Origin of the sequence: Frankia sp. QA3 (assembly GCF_000262465.1) — a bacterium.
Taxonomy (GTDB): Bacteria; Actinomycetota; Actinomycetes; order Frankiales; family Frankiaceae; genus Frankia.
On sequence record NZ_CM001489.1, the window covers coordinates 567,317 to 585,259 of the forward strand.

Annotated in this window: 20 protein-coding genes and 3 pseudogenes; 15 read left to right on the forward strand and 8 right to left on the reverse strand. The window is 70.1% G+C overall.

The genetic code is table 11. The annotated features are described in order from the left end of the window. Positions 1-88 precede the first annotated feature (88 nt). The 5 genes and pseudogenes from FRAQA3DRAFT_RS02335 (at position 89) to FRAQA3DRAFT_RS02350 (ending at position 3,674) form a co-directional block, all read left to right on the forward strand. Positions 89-1,536, forward strand: a protein-coding gene (locus FRAQA3DRAFT_RS02335; RefSeq protein ID WP_369809438.1) for an IS3 family transposase whose coding sequence is annotated in 2 segments (ribosomal slippage) — positions 89-475 and positions 478-1,536 — 1,446 coding nt in all. Because the reading frame shifts where the segments join, the coding sequence is not laid out codon by codon here. A gap of 67 nt (positions 1,537-1,603) precedes the next feature. Continuing rightward, complete coding sequence (locus tag FRAQA3DRAFT_RS02340) at positions 1,604-2,128, forward strand: hypothetical protein (RefSeq protein ID WP_009737458.1); 525 nt, start codon at positions 1,604-1,606, stop codon at positions 2,126-2,128. Positions 2,129-2,226: 98 nt separating this feature from the next. Next, positions 2,227-2,523 (forward strand): annotated as a pseudogene (locus FRAQA3DRAFT_RS36560) (hypothetical protein); the annotation flags it as partial. A gap of 332 nt (positions 2,524-2,855) precedes the next feature. Continuing rightward, complete coding sequence (locus FRAQA3DRAFT_RS02345; protein ID WP_051054105.1) at positions 2,856-3,248, forward strand: nucleotidyltransferase domain-containing protein; 393 nt, start codon at positions 2,856-2,858, stop codon at positions 3,246-3,248. A gap of 3 nt (positions 3,249-3,251) precedes the next feature. After that, positions 3,252-3,674 (forward strand): DUF86 domain-containing protein, encoded by a 423-nt coding sequence (locus FRAQA3DRAFT_RS02350; protein WP_009737460.1) that lies wholly within the window; start codon positions 3,252-3,254, stop codon positions 3,672-3,674. Positions 3,675-4,208: 534 nt separating this feature from the next. On the opposite strand, the gene FRAQA3DRAFT_RS02355 is transcribed toward FRAQA3DRAFT_RS02350, so the two are convergent. After that, positions 4,209-4,607 carry a helix-turn-helix domain-containing protein gene (locus FRAQA3DRAFT_RS02355; RefSeq protein WP_009737461.1) on the reverse strand — a complete coding sequence of 133 codons (399 nt, stop codon included), beginning with the start codon at positions 4,605-4,607 and terminating at the stop codon, positions 4,209-4,211. Between the two features lie 61 nt (positions 4,608-4,668). Between FRAQA3DRAFT_RS02355 and FRAQA3DRAFT_RS02360 the strand changes: the two genes are divergently transcribed. Continuing rightward, positions 4,669-5,445 carry an NAD(P)-dependent oxidoreductase gene (locus tag FRAQA3DRAFT_RS02360; protein WP_232291879.1) on the forward strand — a complete coding sequence of 259 codons (777 nt, stop codon included), beginning with the start codon at positions 4,669-4,671 and terminating at the stop codon, positions 5,443-5,445. Between the two features lie 112 nt (positions 5,446-5,557). On the opposite strand, the gene FRAQA3DRAFT_RS34440 is transcribed toward FRAQA3DRAFT_RS02360, so the two are convergent. Continuing rightward, entirely contained in the window at positions 5,558-6,178 is a 621-nt protein-coding gene (locus FRAQA3DRAFT_RS34440) for a hypothetical protein (RefSeq protein WP_009737463.1), read from the reverse strand. A 95-nt stretch (positions 6,179-6,273) separates the two neighbouring features. Further along, positions 6,274-6,366: pseudogene (locus FRAQA3DRAFT_RS38345) on the reverse strand (CGNR zinc finger domain-containing protein); the annotation flags it as partial. A gap of 535 nt (positions 6,367-6,901) precedes the next feature. Here FRAQA3DRAFT_RS38345 and FRAQA3DRAFT_RS02370 point away from each other — a divergent pair. Both FRAQA3DRAFT_RS02370 and FRAQA3DRAFT_RS02380 read left to right on the forward strand, forming a co-directional pair. After that, positions 6,902-7,102: a Clp protease N-terminal domain-containing protein gene (locus tag FRAQA3DRAFT_RS02370; RefSeq protein ID WP_035920509.1), complete on the forward strand. Its 201-nt coding sequence runs from the start codon at positions 6,902-6,904 to the stop codon at positions 7,100-7,102. Between the two features lie 622 nt (positions 7,103-7,724). After that, positions 7,725-8,084, forward strand: a complete 360-nt coding sequence (locus FRAQA3DRAFT_RS02380; RefSeq protein WP_232291880.1) for a hypothetical protein — start codon at positions 7,725-7,727, stop codon at positions 8,082-8,084. A 71-nt stretch (positions 8,085-8,155) separates the two neighbouring features. Here the strand turns inward: FRAQA3DRAFT_RS02380 and FRAQA3DRAFT_RS38350 are convergent. Further along, a pseudogene (locus FRAQA3DRAFT_RS38350) lies at positions 8,156-8,406 on the reverse strand (hypothetical protein); the annotation flags it as partial. A gap of 256 nt (positions 8,407-8,662) precedes the next feature. Between FRAQA3DRAFT_RS38350 and FRAQA3DRAFT_RS02385 the strand changes: the two are divergent. Together FRAQA3DRAFT_RS02385 and FRAQA3DRAFT_RS02390 are read left to right on the forward strand one after the other, a co-directional pair. After that, positions 8,663-8,950, forward strand: a complete 288-nt coding sequence (locus tag FRAQA3DRAFT_RS02385) for a type II toxin-antitoxin system Phd/YefM family antitoxin (RefSeq protein ID WP_009737466.1) — start codon at positions 8,663-8,665, stop codon at positions 8,948-8,950. After that, a complete protein-coding gene (locus tag FRAQA3DRAFT_RS02390) occupies positions 8,947-9,336 on the forward strand; it encodes a type II toxin-antitoxin system VapC family toxin (protein WP_009737467.1) in 390 nt (129 codons plus the stop codon). Before FRAQA3DRAFT_RS02385 ends, FRAQA3DRAFT_RS02390 begins: the two co-directional genes overlap by 4 nt. Positions 9,337-9,592: 256 nt before the next feature. On the opposite strand, the gene FRAQA3DRAFT_RS02395 is transcribed toward FRAQA3DRAFT_RS02390, so the two are convergent. Together FRAQA3DRAFT_RS02395 and FRAQA3DRAFT_RS36565 are read right to left on the reverse strand one after the other, a co-directional pair. Further along, positions 9,593-10,207: a cysteine hydrolase family protein gene (locus FRAQA3DRAFT_RS02395; RefSeq protein WP_009737468.1), complete on the reverse strand. Its 615-nt coding sequence runs from the start codon at positions 10,205-10,207 to the stop codon at positions 9,593-9,595. A 157-nt stretch (positions 10,208-10,364) separates the two neighbouring features. After that, entirely contained in the window at positions 10,365-10,778 is a 414-nt protein-coding gene (locus tag FRAQA3DRAFT_RS36565) for a hypothetical protein (protein ID WP_232291881.1), read from the reverse strand. On the opposite strand from FRAQA3DRAFT_RS36565, the gene FRAQA3DRAFT_RS02400 reads away from it, so the two are divergent. The 3 genes from FRAQA3DRAFT_RS02400 (at position 10,662) to FRAQA3DRAFT_RS02410 (ending at position 12,692) form a co-directional block, all read left to right on the forward strand. Then, positions 10,662-11,258, forward strand: a complete 597-nt coding sequence (locus tag FRAQA3DRAFT_RS02400; RefSeq protein WP_232292080.1) for a DJ-1/PfpI family protein — start codon at positions 10,662-10,664, stop codon at positions 11,256-11,258. The two genes, FRAQA3DRAFT_RS36565 and FRAQA3DRAFT_RS02400, sit on opposite strands and share 117 nt — an antisense overlap. Further along, positions 11,180-11,872 (forward strand): LysR family substrate-binding domain-containing protein, encoded by a 693-nt coding sequence (locus tag FRAQA3DRAFT_RS02405; protein WP_051054107.1) that lies wholly within the window; start codon positions 11,180-11,182, stop codon positions 11,870-11,872. Before FRAQA3DRAFT_RS02400 ends, FRAQA3DRAFT_RS02405 begins: the two co-directional genes overlap by 79 nt. 466 nt (positions 11,873-12,338) lie before the next feature. Further along, complete coding sequence (locus FRAQA3DRAFT_RS02410; RefSeq protein ID WP_009737469.1) at positions 12,339-12,692, forward strand: hypothetical protein; 354 nt, start codon at positions 12,339-12,341, stop codon at positions 12,690-12,692. 314 nt (positions 12,693-13,006) lie between these two features. On the opposite strand, the gene FRAQA3DRAFT_RS02415 is transcribed toward FRAQA3DRAFT_RS02410, so the two are convergent. Both FRAQA3DRAFT_RS02415 and FRAQA3DRAFT_RS02420 read right to left on the reverse strand, forming a co-directional pair. Beyond that, positions 13,007-13,954, reverse strand: a complete 948-nt coding sequence (locus FRAQA3DRAFT_RS02415) for a methionyl-tRNA formyltransferase (protein ID WP_009737470.1) — start codon at positions 13,952-13,954, stop codon at positions 13,007-13,009. An 80-nt stretch (positions 13,955-14,034) separates the two neighbouring features. Further along, entirely contained in the window at positions 14,035-15,402 is a 1,368-nt protein-coding gene (locus FRAQA3DRAFT_RS02420) for a lysine N(6)-hydroxylase/L-ornithine N(5)-oxygenase family protein (protein ID WP_009737471.1), read from the reverse strand. A gap of 315 nt (positions 15,403-15,717) precedes the next feature. Here FRAQA3DRAFT_RS02420 and FRAQA3DRAFT_RS02425 point away from each other — a divergent pair, with 315 nt between their 5' ends. Both FRAQA3DRAFT_RS02425 and FRAQA3DRAFT_RS02430 read left to right on the forward strand, forming a co-directional pair. Further along, positions 15,718-16,815 (forward strand): iron ABC transporter permease, encoded by a 1,098-nt coding sequence (locus FRAQA3DRAFT_RS02425; protein WP_009737472.1) that lies wholly within the window; start codon positions 15,718-15,720, stop codon positions 16,813-16,815. Next, positions 16,812-17,930, forward strand: coding sequence for an iron chelate uptake ABC transporter family permease subunit (locus FRAQA3DRAFT_RS02430; protein ID WP_009737473.1), 1,119 nt, complete (start codon positions 16,812-16,814; stop codon positions 17,928-17,930). Before FRAQA3DRAFT_RS02425 ends, FRAQA3DRAFT_RS02430 begins: the two co-directional genes overlap by 4 nt. The last annotated feature ends 13 nt before the right edge of the window (positions 17,931-17,943 follow it).

A 17,943-nucleotide genomic window follows, 5' to 3' on the forward strand; every position in this document is an offset into this window, starting at 1 on the left:
CTATCATCTTGCTACCAGGGCGGGTGGGGAGAGGAAGATCGTGACGATGGCGGTGACGGCTGGGCGGGGCCTGGTCGATGATGTCCGGGTGGACGGGCGTGAGGGTGGTGGCCGGCGGCCGGATCCGGAGGTCGAGCCGAAGGCCCGGCGGCGGTCGTTCTCCGCGGCGTACAAGTTGCGGATCCTGACCGAGTACGAGGCGGCCCCGGACGGGCAGAAGGGTGCGATCCTGCGCCGGGAGAGTCTGTATTCGGCGCATATCGTGGAGTGGCGTAAGGCCCGTGAGGCGGGGGCGTTGGCGGGCCTGTCGAAACCGAAGGGCCGCCCGCCGGTCGATGACCGGGACAAGGAGTTGGAGAAGCTCCGTGCGGAAAAGGCGAAACTGGAGAAGGAACTGGCGAAGGCCCAGTTCGTGATCGATGTGCAGGGAAAACTTGCCGCGCTCTTGGAGAAGCTCTCCGAGGGCGCTCCCGACGAGAAACCGCCGTCGCCGAACGCGCCGAACAGCTGACCGAGGAAGCACTCGAACAGCTGATACCTGAGGTCGGGGCCGTCGCGGCGTGCCGGGCGGTAGGCCGGGCGCGGGCGACGCATTACCGGCGGCACCGGAAAAGCCCGGCGCCGTCCAGACCGGTGCCGATCCCGCACAAGCAGCGCCGCCAGCCCGCGGCCCTGTCGGCCGCCGAGCGGGCCCGGGTGCTGGAGTTCCTGCACTCGGAGCGGTTCGTGGACGCCTCCCCGGACCAGGTCTGGGCTGCGCTGCTGGACGAGGGGATCTACCTGGCGTCGCCTCGGACGATGTACCGGATCCTGGCCGAGCACGGCGAGACCGGGGAACGCCGCCGCCAGGCCACCCATCCCGCCCACGTCAAACCCGAACTCGTCGCCGACAGGCCGAACGCAGTCTGGTCGTGGGATATCACGAAGCTCCGGGGACCGAAGAAATGGACCTACTACTATCTGTACGTCGTCATCGACGTGTGCAGCCGCTATATTGTCGGGTGGATGGTCGCCGACGCCGAATCCGCGGCGCTCGCCGACGATCTCCTCCGGAGCAGCTGCGAGAAACAGGCTGTCAACCCGGAGCAGCTCACGATTCACGCGGACCGGGGCACGTCGATGACCTCGAAGACCGTGGCGCTCCTCCTCGCGGATCTCGGGGTCACCCGCTCACATTCCCGCCCGCGGGTCTCCAACGATAATCCGTATTCGGAGGCTCACTTTAAGACGTTGAAGTACCGGCCCGACTTCCCGGCGTCGTTCGAGACCTTGCAGGCGGCCCGGGCCTGGTGCCGGGAGTTCTTCGAGCACTACAACAACCATCACCGCCACAGCGGGATCGGCCTGCTCACCCCGTCGGTCGTGCACCACGGCCAGGCCGACACCGTCCGCCAAGCCCGTGCGGGCGTGCTCGACGCCGCCTACGCGGCGCACCCCGAGCGGTTCGTCCGCCGGCCCCCGACCCCACCCGAGCTCCCGAAGCCCGCGTGGATCAACCGACCCGACGACCAGGACACCGACCAACAGACCAGCTAATTTCCCGAAGAACCTGCCTCAAACAGCTTGACGGATTCCGCGTCACCGGCACACACAGGACGCCCTGGTGACCAGCCACTATCTCGGCGACGATCCTGCGGCGGCGGAGCTGTGGGACTTCGCCGTGCTCGGCAGCGGGTACGCCGCCCTCACCGGGTTCCTCCACAGCCTCGCTCTGCTCGACACCAATGGCGTCCCGCCGTCCCGCTTCGTGCCCCTGGTCGCCCAGTGGCTGCACGGGATGACCGAGTACATGCCCGAGCTGGCGCGCGAAATCGAGTCCGGAGACTATTCGGCCGGCGTTTCGCCGGTCGGCATGAACCAGGTCGCGGTCGAGAGCCTGGCCCGCGTCAGCGAGCATCTCGGCATCGACGCCGACGTGCTCGGTCCGCTCCGAGCCTTGCTCGAACGTGGCGTCGCGCAGGGCCACGCCGACGGAGTTTCGCAAGCCTGTTCGAGCTCTTGCGGCGGCGTCCGCCGCAGCTCTCGGGCCACGATGTCGGCCTGGCCAGCACCAGGACGCGGTGACAGTGGCTGGCCAGGGGCAGCGACTCACGGTGATATGGATGAGTGCTGTGACGTGCCTGCCTAAGGTTCGGCGCGTGTCGTCGACGTCACAGTCGGGCTCCTGGGAGCTGGGAGCCACGGCGGCGGCCAGCCTCATGATCGCGTGACTACCCTTGTTGATGTTATTTTTGCGACCAGATCTACTATCCGTGTCTTGACGCTACGGTTGGTCGTCCGTACGCCTTGTACGTTTACGGGAATAACGATACGACGGGAGCCGTGCACGCTGTGGAGTCGATCGCGACCGGCTTGCGCTGGAAGCGGCTGCGTGATCCGGTCACCGCCATCGGAGCCTTGGACCCGGCCGCCCGGGAAGCCTGCTGGTCACACCGGCAAGCGACGACGAGCTTACGAAAGGCGGATCGGCCGCTACACGGCGTCACCTCCAGTCTCGCTGGGCGCACAACAAAGTCCTACTAGAGGCCTTCCGGTGTCTGCTTGATCATCCGGCGTGCGCCTTCGTCGATGAGGTGTGCGGCGGCGGAGGTCAGGCCAGGAGCGGGACCAGGGGATCAAGGGCGCCGACACGTTACGTAGCCGCACGACGTAGCCGACTTTCCGCAAGTTCTGCGATTAGATCTACTACCCGTGTCTGGAGGCGACGATCGGCCGGCCGTATGCCCGGTACGTTCACGGGAACTCCGACACGACAGGCGCGGTACGGGGCGTCGAGACCATCACGACCGGCGCGGATCGGCGACGCGGGCGAGGGTCGACGGCCGCAGGGCCGTTCTGTCTGCGAAGATCGGAGGATGGACGAGATGGTCGCCGCCACGGCGATGCGCGACGCTGTGATCGCGCTACGTCAGGTCGGCGCCCGGTTCGCCTATCTGCACGGCAGCCGTGCAGCCGGGCACCAGCGGGCGGAATCGGACATCGACATTGCCGCCTACTTCGGCGGCACACGGCCTCCGAACTCCTTCGACGTGCTCCTCCCACCTGGCGTCGATCTTCTGGTTCTCGACAACGCCCCGCTTGAGCTCGCCGGCAGGGTCGCGGCCGGTGGCCGGCTGCTCTTCGAGGACGACCGGGCCGCTCGGGTGCGTTGGGAGGCGATGACCAGAAAGATCTACTTCGACGAGCTCCCGCGGATCACCCGCGCCCACCGCGAGTTCGCCCAGGCTCTGCTGGACAGGAGCGCATAGCCGGTGGTCGACGAAGCCCGAGTGCTACGGCTGCTCCGCGCGATCACCGACGACCTTTCCGTATTCCGTCGCGAGTCGGAGGCGAACGACGAGCGCCGCGCGGACCCGATCTGGTTGCGCGGCGTCAAGTACACCTTTGTGACCGTGATCGAAGCCTGCGTGGACGTCGCGCAGCACATCTGTGCGACGGAGGGCTGGGGGCCACCGTCTGACAACGGCGACGCCGTCCGTCTTCTCGGTGATCATGGCGCGCTGGCTCCGGCGCTCGCGCAGTCGCTGCGCAAGGCAGTCGGCTTCAGGAACATTCTTGTCGACGACTACGTCGATGTTGACGACGGCATTGTCATCGCCCGCCTGAGAGCTCTCGACGACCTTGAGGACTTCGTCCGCGGAATCGCGCGTCACGTGTCCGACCTGGGGACATAGCCAATCCTCGACATCCGAAGGCCGAACCGGCACGGCGCAACCCGCTGCCGGTCAGGTCCGTCCGGCCATGGCGGCCCACCCCATGGACATGCAGTGTGGTTGCACGGCGGCGTACCCGACCTCTCGCTACTTCTGCGACCAGATCAACGCGTTGACCCGATCTACTGTTCGGTGCGGGAGGCGACCTCGGCCGGCCCCGTGCCTGCATACGGACGGCTTCGGGATCATGTGACCTGTCCGCCGCCGACCGCGAAGCCTGCTGGGAACTCGGCGCCACCGTGGCCGCGAGCCTTGACCTTGGTGCCGACGCTACTCAGTCGCCTCAGTCGCCGTACTGGGGGGCGGGGCGGCCGGCGGACGGTCTCGCATCATCGCTGCTGTGGACACCCGTCGACGGATCGTCGAGGCGTGGGGGTGAGGACACACCGTGATCGTTGGAGTTGGGGTCGTGCCGCGCGGCGTGGCGCGGTTCCGCGGAACCCCATGATCGTCGGGTCGGGCTAGACCAGAGAAGCCTCACCACGGTCGGCTGTGTCAGCGGCGAGCGACGCTCCCGTGGCCGTGGAGAAGCATGGCGTCGTGCCGCCGGCGGGCCGACAGGAGGTCGTCGAGATTGTCCCGAGCCCAGCTCCGGGCCGCTTCGACCAACTGCAGTAACGTCCGGCCGAGGGCAGTCAGCCGGTACTCCACCCGGGGCGGGTTCTCGTCGAAGACGCTTCTGCTCAGCAGGCCGTCACGTTCCATCGCGCGAAGGGTGTCGGTCAGGACCTTCGCGCTCACCGAGCCGAGGATCTGCCTGAGCTCGGTGAATCGCCGTGGCCGGCCCTCGAGACACAGGACGACCATCGCGGTCCACTTGTCGCCGATCTGGATCGGGAAGGCGCTCATCGGGCAGGCCGGGTCGAAGGTCGGGGCGTCGGCCGTCTTCTCCACGCCGCCAACGGTAGCCGGTCACGTTGCGGTAACCGGCCTACCGCCCCTTAGCTTGGCCACCATGACAGGAACACAGCCCGTCGAGGCGGTACTCCAGCCCAGTGCGCCGGCGCGGGTCGTCGTGCTCGGTGCCGGTGGTCGCGCGGGACGAGCCGTCAGCCAGGAGTTCGTCAGCCGGGGACATCGAGTGACCGGCGTGGTACGAGACGCCCGTCGACACCGGTCGCTGGGAGATCTTGGCGTCGAAGTGGCCGAGGCGGATGCCACCCGCGGCGCCGACCTCGTCGACGTTCTGCGTGACGCCGACATCATCGTGGTTGCGGTGACGCCCTTCTCGGCGCCGCCGCCCTCGTTCGAGGGTTTTGACGAAGCATTCTACGAACATATCGTCGCCGGTGTCGTCGGCGCGGCGCGGACGTCGCCGGCCACCCGGCTGATCACGATCGGGTTGTTCGCCACGCTGGCCATGGCCGACGGGCGAATGGTGATGGACGACTCCGACGTCTTTCCACCGTGGCTGTTGCCGTTCGCGCGGGCGCACGCCCGTGAACTGCCCGCGTTGCGCCGCCGCGCGTCCGAACTCGACTGGTTGGTCGTCACCCCACCGGCCGGGTTGCAGGCCGACGGCCCGGCCGACGCGGCGGGCTATGTTCTCGTCGAACCGCCGCTCGACCACCGCCTTTTCGAGGGCGTGCTCGGCTACGGCCAGCTCGCGCAGGCCGTCGCGGACCAGGTGGAAACCCCGACCCTGCACCAGACCCAGGTAGCCGTTCTGCCCACGCCGAAGGTACCCGCGGAGGAACGAGCGCCGGAATCGAGTGACCGACCGCCGGCGTGACGGCGCGCAGAGCCGCGGGCACGCGTCACGACCACCGCTGAGCCGGCCGCGCCTTCGCAGTGGTTTTCGCGCGAGCTGGCGGCTGCCCGGCCATGCGCGTCGGCGGCTGATATCAGCCGGTTACCTGGTCTCTGAGGTCGTCGATCGGAAGCGCTTTCGGAAGGCCTGGTGATTCCGGGTCCAGGTGGCAGGCCTGGCCGGATTCCTCGACGTAGAGACCGGTCAACGTGCGCACGATTCCGTATTGGTTGGTGGTGTCCTCCCCGGGGATCTCGACCGCGGAGATGAAAAGGAAGTAGGAGGAGTCAGGGCGCAGGAGGTCGATACCTCCACGGAGGGCAGAATTCCCACCAGAGATCTTCCCGGCGTGCGCGGCTGAGGCGCCGAGCTGCCTGATCCGGATGGTCTTCGGGGCGTCTCCGCGAATGGTTTCGGTGACATCAACGTCGGTGATCGTGAACGGGAGGCCGCCTACCTCGACGACCTGGGCCCGGTCCGTGGCACGTACCCGGACGACCGCGGCGGAACTTGCGGTCAGCTCGCCAATGGTCCGGTACTGCCGCGTCCAGTCGAAGATACCGTTCATGACCGGGTCGGGGCACCTCACGGATGCGGCGCGGGCAGTCTCCGGCGGCGGAGCGGCGGTGGGCTGCCCGCCCCCGCAGCCAACCACGCCGAGCAAGACAAGGAGGAGCGGGGCGACCAGCAGACGGGGGCCAGCGGGCCAGGACATTGCGGCTCTCCGTCCGGTGCGGATCGATGTCGACGTCCTAGCCACATCCCGCCGTTTCGGTTCGGCGGGGCGAGGGGCCGGATGGTGGCCCAACGTCACACGTAGATCCTGCCGCGTAGTGCCTCCTTCTTGGCCGGATTGCCGCAGGTACCCATCGAACACCACCGCCGGGTGCCCGGTCGAGAGGTGCCCGTGGCGCTGCTCGCAGACGCGGACCCGCACCGTCAGCCGGACCCGCACCACCCCGTCCTGGGCCGCCGGCTGGTCGTGGTCCTCGCCCTTGCCTGCGGCGTCAGCGTGGCCAACGTCTACTTCCCGCAGGCGCTCCCCCCGCTCATGACCGCGGGCCTGCACGTTCCGGCTGGTTCCGCCGTCGGCGTGAGCGCGATCGTCGGCGAGTGGTGGGGGTGGCGCGCCCCCTACGTCGTCGCGGCGGCGATGGCGCTCGTCCTCACCGTGATCCTGGCTCGCACGGTTCCGACGACGATCCCGCCGGTACGGCGGGGACACCTGTCCTTGCCCGCCGCGTCTGCACGGCTGTTACTGACCGAGCCGGATCCGCGACGGTATTGCGGTGCAAGGCGGGCAGGCCGCCGTGCTCGTGCTCGCCCGGCACCTGTCGCATTCGTCGTCGCGGCGGCACGCCATCCGCATCGACCGAGAAGAAGCCGACCGAGAAGAAGCCGACAGAGAAGAAAGAGGACACCGACGGTTTTCTGAGTGATGCCGAGACCGTCGAGCAGTCTGCTGGGAACGTACAGCGTCAGCGATCCTTCTTCGACCATCGGCTCCGGGCACCTCCTGCTCGGGCTGCTGGTCGAGAACGAGGGCGTCGCCGCCGACATCCTCACTCGCCTCGGTATCGACGGCGAGTGCGGGGCCGGATGCGGAGGACGTGCCCGGGCTGGTGGTCGAGTCGTGTGATCGGCTCCAGGACGGGGATTCTGGCACGCCCACCGTCGTGCGGGTGGAAGCTCTCGGCCGGGCCGGGGTGCCCACGGCTGGGTGCGGTTCTGCCTGCGGGCACATCACCTGCAGGCGCAGCTGGTCGAGCGGCGGCTCGCGATCGCGGCGGAGGCCGGGCACGGGCGGACCCGGCGGCATGTCGCGGTGGGCGTTGCCGCGCAGGCTGAGCCGTCGGTCCGGTCCATGCACGCTGCGCAACCGTTGCGTGACCCATACGGCGACGGGTAGGGCGCGAAACACCTGTCTGGCGCTGTCGCACGGGAATGCCCGAATGCTGCGGTGCCCGTCTGAGTGTGAGCCTGACAACGGCACCTACCTCGACCTGGCCCAAAGCCGGGGAACCCGCAAACTATCGGCCTGACGACAGGCTTTCCGGAGCTGCTGTCGGCCGGCCCGTGGGTAGCGTCCTTCTCGACGCACTCGTCCTGTCCCACTGGGAGACGGAAAATCTCGTGGGTACGCGATGGGAATTCCCGGAACTACGCACGGGGTCGACCAGGGGTAAGTGGGCGGGTTGTCGAATGAATGTGAATAGGACTGGGCGGGCCGGCTGTCGGCCCGCCCCGCGCGAAGGGGAGCCATGAGAATGCCTGCTAAGAAGATCGGCCTCGCCTTCACGACCATCGCCGCCGCCACGGGTCTTGTTTTCGGCGGTGCGACGATGGCGAGCGCAAGCACGGGACTGTCCGCCGGCGTCCAGGCGGGGACGGGAGGAAACGGTGCGAGTGGGCTGGCCACGTCGGTGAACACGTCGCTGTCGGCGGGTGAGCTGGCGAAGGTGACCGCGGCCCTCAAGGCCAAGGATGCGTCGGTCGTGGTCACCAGCGTGGTGAAGAACTCCGATGGGTCCTACCTTGTGGTCGGTACCAGGGCCGGCGTCACGGTGAGGTACATCATCAGCGCGGACCTGAAGACCGTCACGCAGATCGCGGCCGGCTAGCCCCGGGCCGTACCGGGGCCCGCGGCCGGGGCCCCGGTACGGCAACTGACGTTTGGAGAGGGGACGGGGTCTCACCCCGGGGTCGGGTGTTTGCGGGTGAGGCGGTAATGGAGGACGAGGAAAGGGATGCCGAAGAGAAAGAACGAGTGTTCGGCGCGTAGCTCGTCCTCCTCCCGATGGACGTCGAGCTCCTCGGCGAAACCGTGGACCGCCAGGGCGGTGAGGCTGCCGTCCGTCGGGTCGCGATAGGCAAGGTAGTGGCCGGGCGCTCCTGATCACTACGGCTGGTCAGGGTCAGCCCGCCGTCGGGCCGAACACGTGGACGTCGAAGAACTGCACTTCACGGGGGCCGCGAAGCGGCTGTTCATCTCACAGCCAGCGCGGAATCCGGGCGACGGTCGGCGCGATCGATGGTGACCGGCGCGGTCCGGGCGCCGACACCGTCATCACCGGGCTGATCTGGAAGTGCCTGCGCTACACCGGCAGGCGATCATGGTGTCCCGCGGAACCGGCTTCGACCCGAGCCGCCCCGTGACGGTGACGTGGCCCGTCGACCGGGAGCCGGCGCGATTCTGCTTATGGCTACCGTCAGTAGGCGTGATCTCAGCCATGCCGTGGGTACCTGGGTTGATCGTGCCCACGCGGGGGAGTCGATCATCATCACTCGCAACGGGCGGCCATGGGCGAGGCTCGTGCCGGAGCTGACCCGGACCGGCAGCGACTACCTGGACCAACTGGTCGCGCAGGGGCGCGTCACCGTCGCCGCGGAGAGCTTGGCCGATCTCCCCGAGCCGGCTCCCACCGGCGCCTGGGACGGGCGCGATTCCACGGACGTCGTCGCGGACCTGCGTGCGGAGTCTGCGTGATCTATCTGGATTCCAGCGCATTGGTGAAGCTGATCCATCCAGAGTTGGAGACGCGCGCGCTGCGATCCTGGCTGGCCGCCCGGCCGGGCCTCTCGGTGTCATCTGCACTTGGCATGCTGGAGGTGACCCGCGCACTGCGCCGCAGCGACCCCGCCGCGCTTCCCCGGGTTCCCGGCGTCCTGGCTCGCGTCACTCTCGTGCCCATCGACGAGCCCGTCATCGCCGCCGCTGCGGCCCTGTCAGATCCTTTGCTGCGGTCGCTGGGCGCTCTTCATCTCGCGACGGCCCTCCGGCTCGGTGCGCCGTCGCTGGTCTTCGTCAGCTACGACAAACGCCTTTCTGTCGCGGCCGCCCAGGAACGCCTGAATGTCGCGGTGCCCGTCTGAGAGCGGGCTGGGCGCCTGACTCCGTGGACGGTGGAGGTCGGCGGTGGAGGGCTGCGGGGGAGGGCGGCGTGCCGTTCCAGGAAGACGGCGACGTCATTTTCCGACTCGACCGGCAGGGGATACACAAGATGATTTCCAACCGGCCGAGCCGAGCCGAGCCGGGTCGGGCCGGGCCGGGCCGGGCCGATCGATCTCGGCCGCCGCCGCGCCCGGGGCGAGCGCGGCGGGTAGCGGCGAACACCGGCCGGCGGCCGGGTCAGGTGGGGGAGGCGACTGCGGTGGACGACGGAACCGAACCGGCGGGCAGGCGGCGGTCGGCGGCCAACGCGGCGAGCCAGGCGTCCGTGGTGGCGACGGCGGCGAACCCGGTGTGGAGGACCGTGAGGACGGTGGTGTGCAGGCTGCGCGCGTCCACCGTGCCCACCTCGTTGCGGTAGTCCAGCGTGCCGGTCGCGTCGGCGAGGACCTCGACGGCGAACCCGGCGTGCGAGGCCTGCCGTGCGGTGGTGTCCACGCAGTGCTGCGTCATGTAGCCGACCAGCGTGACGGTGTCGATCGCGCGCTCGCGCAGCCACGCCTCCAGCCCGGTGTCGGTGAACGCCCCGGGCAGCCGCTTGTGGAACAGCGCATCGCGGGGGCGGTCCGCGACCGTGGGATGAAGCTGCCAACCGGTGGTCCCGACGGCGAAGATCGGGGACGTGGCGGGGGCGTCCTGCTGGATCACGGCGATCGGCACGCCGTCGCGGTGGGCGGCCGCCATCGCCCGGCCGATCGAGGCCAGTGATCCCGCGAGCGGCGGGTAGCTGATCGGTAGCGCTCCGGTCTCGTACTCCCGCTGGACGTCGATGACGACCAGTGCGCGGTTGACCATCGGTGGCTCCCTCCTGTTCCCTGCCTGGGCGCCCGGCCGCTTCCGGCAGGCCGGCTCGGCCGACGGAGAACAGCGTCCCCGACGTGCGGTCGGGACGAGAGTGACGTGAAAGCCACCCTTCGATAGATTCAAGCCACCGGACGGCGGCCTGCGACGATCACCGCGGCCGGCGCCCGAGGGGAGCGAGGATGGTGCGGGACCGCGACACCGTCGCCGTCGTGTTCGGGCAGGACCTGCCGATGTTCGAGGCATCGGTCCCGGCCCGGGTGTTCGGCCCCGTCCACCCCGAGGTACCGGCGCACACGGTGCTGGCGGTCGCCGCCGAGCCGGGCCCGCTCACCACCTCGGCCGGGATACTCGTCGACCCGCCGCACCGCCTCGACGCACTCGACGCGGCCGGGACGGTGATCGTGCCGGGCTGGCGGCCGCCCGGCGCGCGCCGCCACCGCAGGCGCTGCTCGCGGCGCTCGCGGCGGCGTACGACGACGGTGCCACCGTCGTCGGTCTGTGCCTCGGCGCGTTCGTCCTGGCCGGGGCCGGTCTGCTCGACGGACGGCGGGTCACCACCCACTGGCGGTTCGCTTCCCAGCTCGCCGCCGACCACCCGCTCGCCACGGTCGATCCGGACGTGCTCTACGTCGACGAGGGCGACATCGTCACCAGCGCGGGCAGCGCCGCGGGAATCGACGCGTGCCTGCACCTGCTGCGTCGGGCCCGCGGATCCGACGCCGCGAACGCGGTCGCGCGCTGCCTCGTCGTCGCGCCGCACCGCACGGGCGGTCAGTCCCAGTACATCGAACGACCGGTGCCGCCCGTCGCCGAGGGGAGTCCGGTCGCGGCCGCGATCGTGTTCGCGCTGGACCGGCTGGGCGACGCCGAGCTTGACGTCCACGAGATGGCCGATCACGTGTACCTGAGCCGGCGGACCTTCGACCGTCGCTTCCGGGCGCACACCGGCAGCTCGCCGCTGCAGTGGCTGCTGAGGACCGGGTCACCGCGGTCGCCGCGGAGCTGGCCGCGACGCCGACCCGCGTCCTGCGGGTCGGGATGAGTCCGGGCCTCGGTGCCCGACTCGCACGCGGATTGGAAATACTGCGGCAGACCAACAGCGAACTCGACGTCGAGCTGGAGCTGGAGCTGGTTGCGATGCCCGTCCTTGAGCAGCTTGCCGCCATCGCCCGAGGGGAGATGGACATGGCACTGCTGCGTGCGGCCCCCGCGGGCGAGGGCCTGCGGATCCTTGGGCTGTGGCCAGAGCCGGTGGTGGCGGCCCTGCCGGCGTCGCACCCGCTGGCCCGGCGACCAGCGGTACGACTGCGCGACCTGGCGGATCTACCGCTGCGCATTCCCGCGCGGGCCTGGGATCCGCTGTTCCATGACTTCGCCCTCGGGGCGTGTCGGGCCGAGGGCTTCGAACCACGCCTGGGCCGCCCGGCCCGCGACCCGGCGGACACCCTCGTCGAGATCGGGAACGGACCGCCCACCTGGGCGCTGATCTACGCTGACGCCGGCTCCGCCGCCGGCCTCGACGCCGGGACCGCGAAGGCGTCGGTCCTCCGGCTCGACCCGCCACTGAGTGCCTGCGGCTGCCTCGTGGTCTCCACGGCGAAGGCGCCCGACTGTGTGCAGAGCCTCGGTGCCGCGTTCGGTTCGAACATGCCGTAGGGGGCGCCCGAGGTGCGCGACCGGCTCGCCGAGATAGCGGCGGCCGAGGGCATGTCCCCGGCGTCCGCGGGTCTGACCGCTTGAGGTCGTAGCCGAATCCGGAAACGTGGGGTGCGCGGTATCAAACGCCCCCGGGACGGCGTCACACGTTAGCGCCGCCACAGTGGTCGGGTACGTGTTCTGTGAGCCTGGCAACGTCACCCTCCTCGACCTGGGCATAAACCCGATGCTGCTTCAAACTATCGTTCTTGCAACAGCCTGGCCGGACCTTCTTACGGCCAGCCCGCGATAGCGTGTGTCGGGACAAGCCCGCCATGCCCGACTGGGAAACAAGAAAGCTCGTGAGTGCGCGACTGGATTTCCCGGGACTGCGCACGGGATCGTCCAGCGGTAAACATGAGGGTTGTCGATTCTTGAAAGAGGACAGGTCGGGCCGGCTATCGGCCCGTCCCGCGCGAAGGGAGCCATGAACGTGCCTACCAAGAAGATCGGCCTCGTCTTCACGACCATCGCCGCCGCCACGGGACTTGTCTTCGGCGGCGCGACGATGGCAAACGCGAGCACCGGGTTGTCCGCCTCGGCCCAGGCCGGGACGAGCGGCACGAGTGGACTGTCCACCGCGGTGAACACCTCGCTGTCGGCGGGCGAGCTGGCGAAGGTGAACGCGGCGGTCAAGGTCAAGGATTCGTCGGTCGTGGTCACCAGCGTGCAGAAGAACTCCGACGGGTCCTATCTGGTGGTCGGTACCAAGGCCAACGCGACGGTGAAGTACCTCGTCAGCGCGGACCTGAAGACCACCACGCAGATCGCGGCGGGGTAGCCAGAGCTCGACCCGGGCTCAGGTCCACCACCCGGACCCCGGCCGGCGGCCGTCCGCGACGTCCCAGCGCTCACGGGCGTCACGGACGGACCGTCGGGCGAAACTCGAGGGGTCAGGAACAGCCGGCAGAAATCTGCCGTGCCGTGCCGTCGCGGCGAGGCTGTGTCTCACCTCCGTGGGCGTGACCACCTCCCCGCCCGCCCGCCCGCCCGCCCGGTGCCGGTGCTGGAGCCGGTGCTGGAGCCGGTGCCGGTGCTGCGGGCCGCGGCGGCGCCGGTGCGTCCGCGCTCCGGGCGGACGTCGGGGTGTGGGGGCTATGGCTGGCGAGTGAGGTAGCCGCCCATGGAGGTGAAGTAGTCGAGGGCCGGGAGCTCGGTGTCGTCGTCGAGGCGGACCCGGGTGATGGCCAGCCCGTGGTTGCGCCCGCGCCGGGCGTCGGCGCCGGCGACGATCACGACCCCGTCGCCCTCGCGGTAGAAGATCCGGCCCGGGGTCCCGCCGTAGCGGCCGTCGGAGACCCGGGCCGACAGGACCCGCACCCGTTCGCCCCGGCAGTAGGTGTAGGCGTTGGGGTAGGGATCGGACTGGGCCCGCACGAGCCGGTCGAGCTCCTCGGCCGACCAGTTCCAGTCGATCAGGCTGTCCTCGGCCGAGCGCTTGTGGAAGAAACTGGCCCCGGACCGGTCCTGGGGCGTCCAGTCGGTGCGGCCCGAGGCGATGAGTGCGAGGCCCTCGACGGTGATCGGCCCGAACAGCTCCAGCGTCCGATGGAACAGGTCGGTGGCCGTGTCCCGGGGGCCGACCGGCACCCGGCGTTGCAGGACGATGTCGCCCGCGTCCAGCGTGGCGTCCATCATGTGCGCGGTGACGCCGACCTCCGGCTCACCGTTGATCAGCGCCCAGATGAGCGGCGAGAAGCCGGCATAGGCCGGCAGCAGTGAGTCGTGGATGTTGAGCGTGCCATGGCGGGGGAGTTCGAAGATCCGAGGCGGGATCCAGGTGCGCCAGTTCGTGGCCACGATGACGTCCGGATCGGCTGCCTTGAGCAACGTCATCAGGTCCTCGTCGTCGGGCCGGTTGCGCAACGCGACGGGGACGCCGTACTCGGCCGCGAGGTCGGCCACCGAGTCGGCCCAGATCCGCTCGTACGCGTGCTCGCTCGCGGGGTGGGTCACGACCAGCGTGACCTCGTGTTCCGAGTGGAGGAGTGCCCGCAGGGTGCGGTGACCCCAGGTCTGGTAACCGAACATGACGACACGCATGTCGCTGCTCCTTGCTCGCTCGATCCCGCGGGGATTCCCGCGGGGATTCCCGCGGGGCGGGGACCGGTCCGGCCGGGTGGTCAGCGCGACGCCAGCTCGCCGAGCTCGCCGTCGCGTCCGGACCCGGCTCCGTCCGTGCGCGCGGCGCCGCCGCGGCCGGCCACCGAGCGCAGCAGTTCGCCGGCCCGGACCGCGACGTTGGACAGCAGCGTCGAGGAGATCCCGTGCGAGTGCTCGGTGGCGCCGAGCACGTACAGGTCGGCGCTGGAGTTCGGGCCGGTCATCAGCCGGTAGTCGCGGCCGAGCAGCGGGCGGCCGGCCGGGTCGTCCAGGCAGTGCTCGGCCATGGCCCCGAGAATCTGCCGGGTGTCCCGGGACCGATATCCGGTGGCGAAGACGATGACGTCGGCCTCGATGGTCTCGCGCTGCCCGGTCGGCATGAACTCGACGTCGGCGGCGACGCCGTCGTCGAGCCGGCGCAGGTCCACCAGCCGGGAGGCACGCATGATGCGCAGCCGTTCCCGGCCGTGCACCTTCTCCTGGTACACGCGGCGGTACAGCTCGTCGATGAGGTCGATGTCGACCACCGAGTAGTTCGTGCTCCGGTGATAGGCGTTGAGCATCTCCTTCACCGGGGGCGGCGCGGCGTAGAAGTCGTCGACGGCGGCCGGGTCGAATATCTGGTTCGCGAACGCGCTGTTGTCCGCCGGGCTGTATCCGTACCGGGCGAAGACGGCCATCACCTCTGCCCGCGGATACCGGGTGTGCAGGAACTCGGTGACCTCGGCCGCGCTCTGACCGGCGCCCACGACGACGAACCGATGGCGCACCGCGGTGGGCATGTCGGCCACCCGGCTCAGCAGGTCGTGGTTGTGCCAGACCCGTTCGCCCAGTTCGATGCCGGGCGGCAGGCTCGGCTCGAGCCCGACGGCGATGACGACGTTGCGGGCTCGGCGGACGACCGTCTCGCCGGTGTCGCCGCGGACGCCGACGACGTCGATCAGCGCGATCTCACCGTCGACCAGGACCGGCCGCAGCTCGACCACCCGCGTGTCGTACTCGACCACGTCGCCGACCCGGTGGGCGGCCCATTCCAGGTAGTCGTGGAATTCCTGGCGCAGCGGGAACATGGTCTTGTGGTTGATGAAGTCGACCAGCCGGTCCTGTTCGTGCAGGAAGGAAACATAGCTGAAGTCGCTGGCCGGATTGCGCAGCGTCACCAGGTCCTTGAGATAGCAGACCTGCATGGTGGCACCCTCGAGAAGCATGCCGCGGTGCCAGCCGAAGTGGGGTTGCCGCTCCAGAAACGACACGCGCAGCGCTGCCGCGGGGGAGACGCTCGCGTTGTATTCCCTGGCGGCGATCGCCAGAGCCAGGTTCGAAGGACCGAAACCGACTCCGACGATGTCCAGAATGCCGATGTCCGCGGACGCCGGACGTCTTGCCACAGCCGATCCTCCGGTTCCCGAGTGCGCCGATTTAACCGTTAGTAACAAAAATTGCACGCTCGGTCTATTTAAGGTTAACTTAACCTATCTTCTGGGTGTCGTCGCGGCGTGTCAAGCGCGTGCCGCCGGATGCGCGGCGGCGCCCTGGCTGCCGGTCACCGCGGATCGCCGCCGGGTGGAGTGGATGATCTACGGCCGCCGGCTGACGCGGTTGGTTGCCGGGCGGGCTCTGGACGCAATGGCCGTATCCCGGCTAGCGTCCCGGCTCATTAAAGTTAACCTATCCTCATCTAGTAGCGGATTGTGAGGTGTTCGGTGCGAACTGTGGCGGAGGACGGGCCGCCCGAGCTGGCCCTGGCCGCCGCTGGGACGGCGCACGCCGTGGCGCCGGTCCGGATCGGCCCACGCGGCCGGCACTCGGGGCGCGTCCGCCTGTCGGGCCTGATGGCGGCGCTGCTCGCGCTGGCCGGGATGTGCCTGCTCAGCTTCTGGGTGGGGGCCAACCACCTGCCGTTCACCGTGGTCTGGCGGGTTCTGTGGCACGACGACGGATCGTCGGCCGCCCTGATCGTGCACGACCTGCGGATTCCCCGGACCCTGCTCGGCCTGACCGTCGGCGCCGCGCTGGGGGTGGCCGGCGCGCTCACCCAGGCGCTGACCCGCAACGACCTGGCCGAGCCCGGACTGCTCGGCGTCAACATCGGTGCCTCCGCCGCCGTGGTCGTGGGAATCTCGGCCTTCGGGGTGACGAGCCCGGCCGGCTACGTGTGGTTCGCCTTCGTGGGCGCCGGGGTCACCTCGGTCGCCGTTTTCGTGATCGGTTCGGCCGGACGCGGTGCCGCGACACCGGCCAGCCTGGTGGTGGCGGGTGCGGCGGCAACCGCGCTGCTCGGCGCGTTCGTCAACGCCGCCCTGCTGCTCGACACCAGGACGTTCGACCGGGTCCGGTTCTGGGACGTCGGCTCCCTGGCCGCGCCGGGCGCCGACGCCCTCACGGCCACCGCGCCGTTCATCGTGGTCGGCATCCTGCTGGCGGTCAGCCTCGCCCGCTCGTTGAACGCGCTCGCCCTCGGCGAGGAGGCCGCGCGGGGGCTGGGGGTCCACCTGAACCGGGCACGGGCGTCCGGCGCGCTCGCCGTGATCCTGCTGTGCGGGGCGGCGACCGCCGCCGCCGGGCCGATCACCTTCGTCGGCCTGGCCGTCCCGCACGTGGCGCGGGTGATCGCCGGGCCGGACCACCGCTGGGTCCTGCCGTACTCCGCCCTGCTCGCCGCGATCCTGCTGATCGGGGCGGACCTGGTCGGGCGGGTGATCATCGCGCCGGGCGAGCTGCGGGTCGGGATCGTCACGGCCTTCGTCGGAGCTCCGGTCTTCATCGCGCTGTGCCGCCGTGCCCGCCTGGCCCGGCCGTGACGGGGCCCGTGCTCGACGGCCTCGTGCCCGACGGTGTCGTGCCCGACGGCGTCGCGCCGGCCGGCGACCCGCGCCGGCCATCCGGTCGCTACCGGGTCCGGCGGTTCGGCGACGACGCCGTGTCGTTGCGGATCTCGCCGCGCGCCGTCATGGTCAGCGCCGGGCTCGGCGTGGTGATCGTGGCCGCCGGCATAGCGGCGTTGACCACGGGCGACTACCCGATCCCGGTCGGGGACGTGGTCCGCGCCCTTCTCGGGCACGCCGACGGCGGGACGGACTTCGTCGTCAACTCCCTGCGGCTGCCCCGCCTGGTGACCGGCCTGCTGGTCGGCGCCGGGCTGGCGCTCAGCGGATCGATCTTCCAGAGCGTGTCGAACAACCTGCTCGGCAGCCCGGACATCCTCGGATTCACCACCGGCTCGGCCACCGGAGCGCTCGTCGTCCTGCTGGTACTGCGTGGAAACGCGGCGCAGGCGTCGCTGGGCGCGGTGGTCGGCGGCCTGCTCACCGGCGCGCTGGTCTACGGGCTGTCCCACCGACGCGGGCTGGCCGGGCCGCGCCTGATCCTCATCGGGATCGCGGTCGGCGCGCTGCTCACCTCGGTCAACTCCTATCTGATCACCCGGGCGACCCTCGCCGACGCGGTGGCCGCGCAGGTGTGGCTGATCGGCAGCCTGAACAGCCGGGGCTGGGAACATGTCTGGCCGCTGGCCGTCGCCCTGGTGATCCTGGTGCCGGTCGCCCTGTACCAGGGCCGGCGGCTGGCCTACCTGGAGATGGGCCGGGACACCGCGCAGACGCTCGGCGTCGACGTCGAGCGCAGCCGGGTCACGCTGATCGCGGTGGGAGCGGCGCTGGCCGCCACGGCGACGGCCGCCGCCGGACCGGTCGGGTTCGTCGCGCTCACCGCGCCGCCGCTGGCCCGCTGGCTCACCGCCGCGGCGGCGCCGCCGCTGGTGTCGACCGCGCTCGCGGGAGCCGCGCTGGTCGCCGTCAGCGACCTGGCGGCCCAGCGCCTGTTCGCCCCCGTCCAGTTGCCGGTCGGGGTGGCCACCGGCGCCGTCGGCGGGGTGTACCTCGCCGTGCTGCTGCTTCGGCAGCGGCGGCGGGCATGACGGCGCGGGCGGC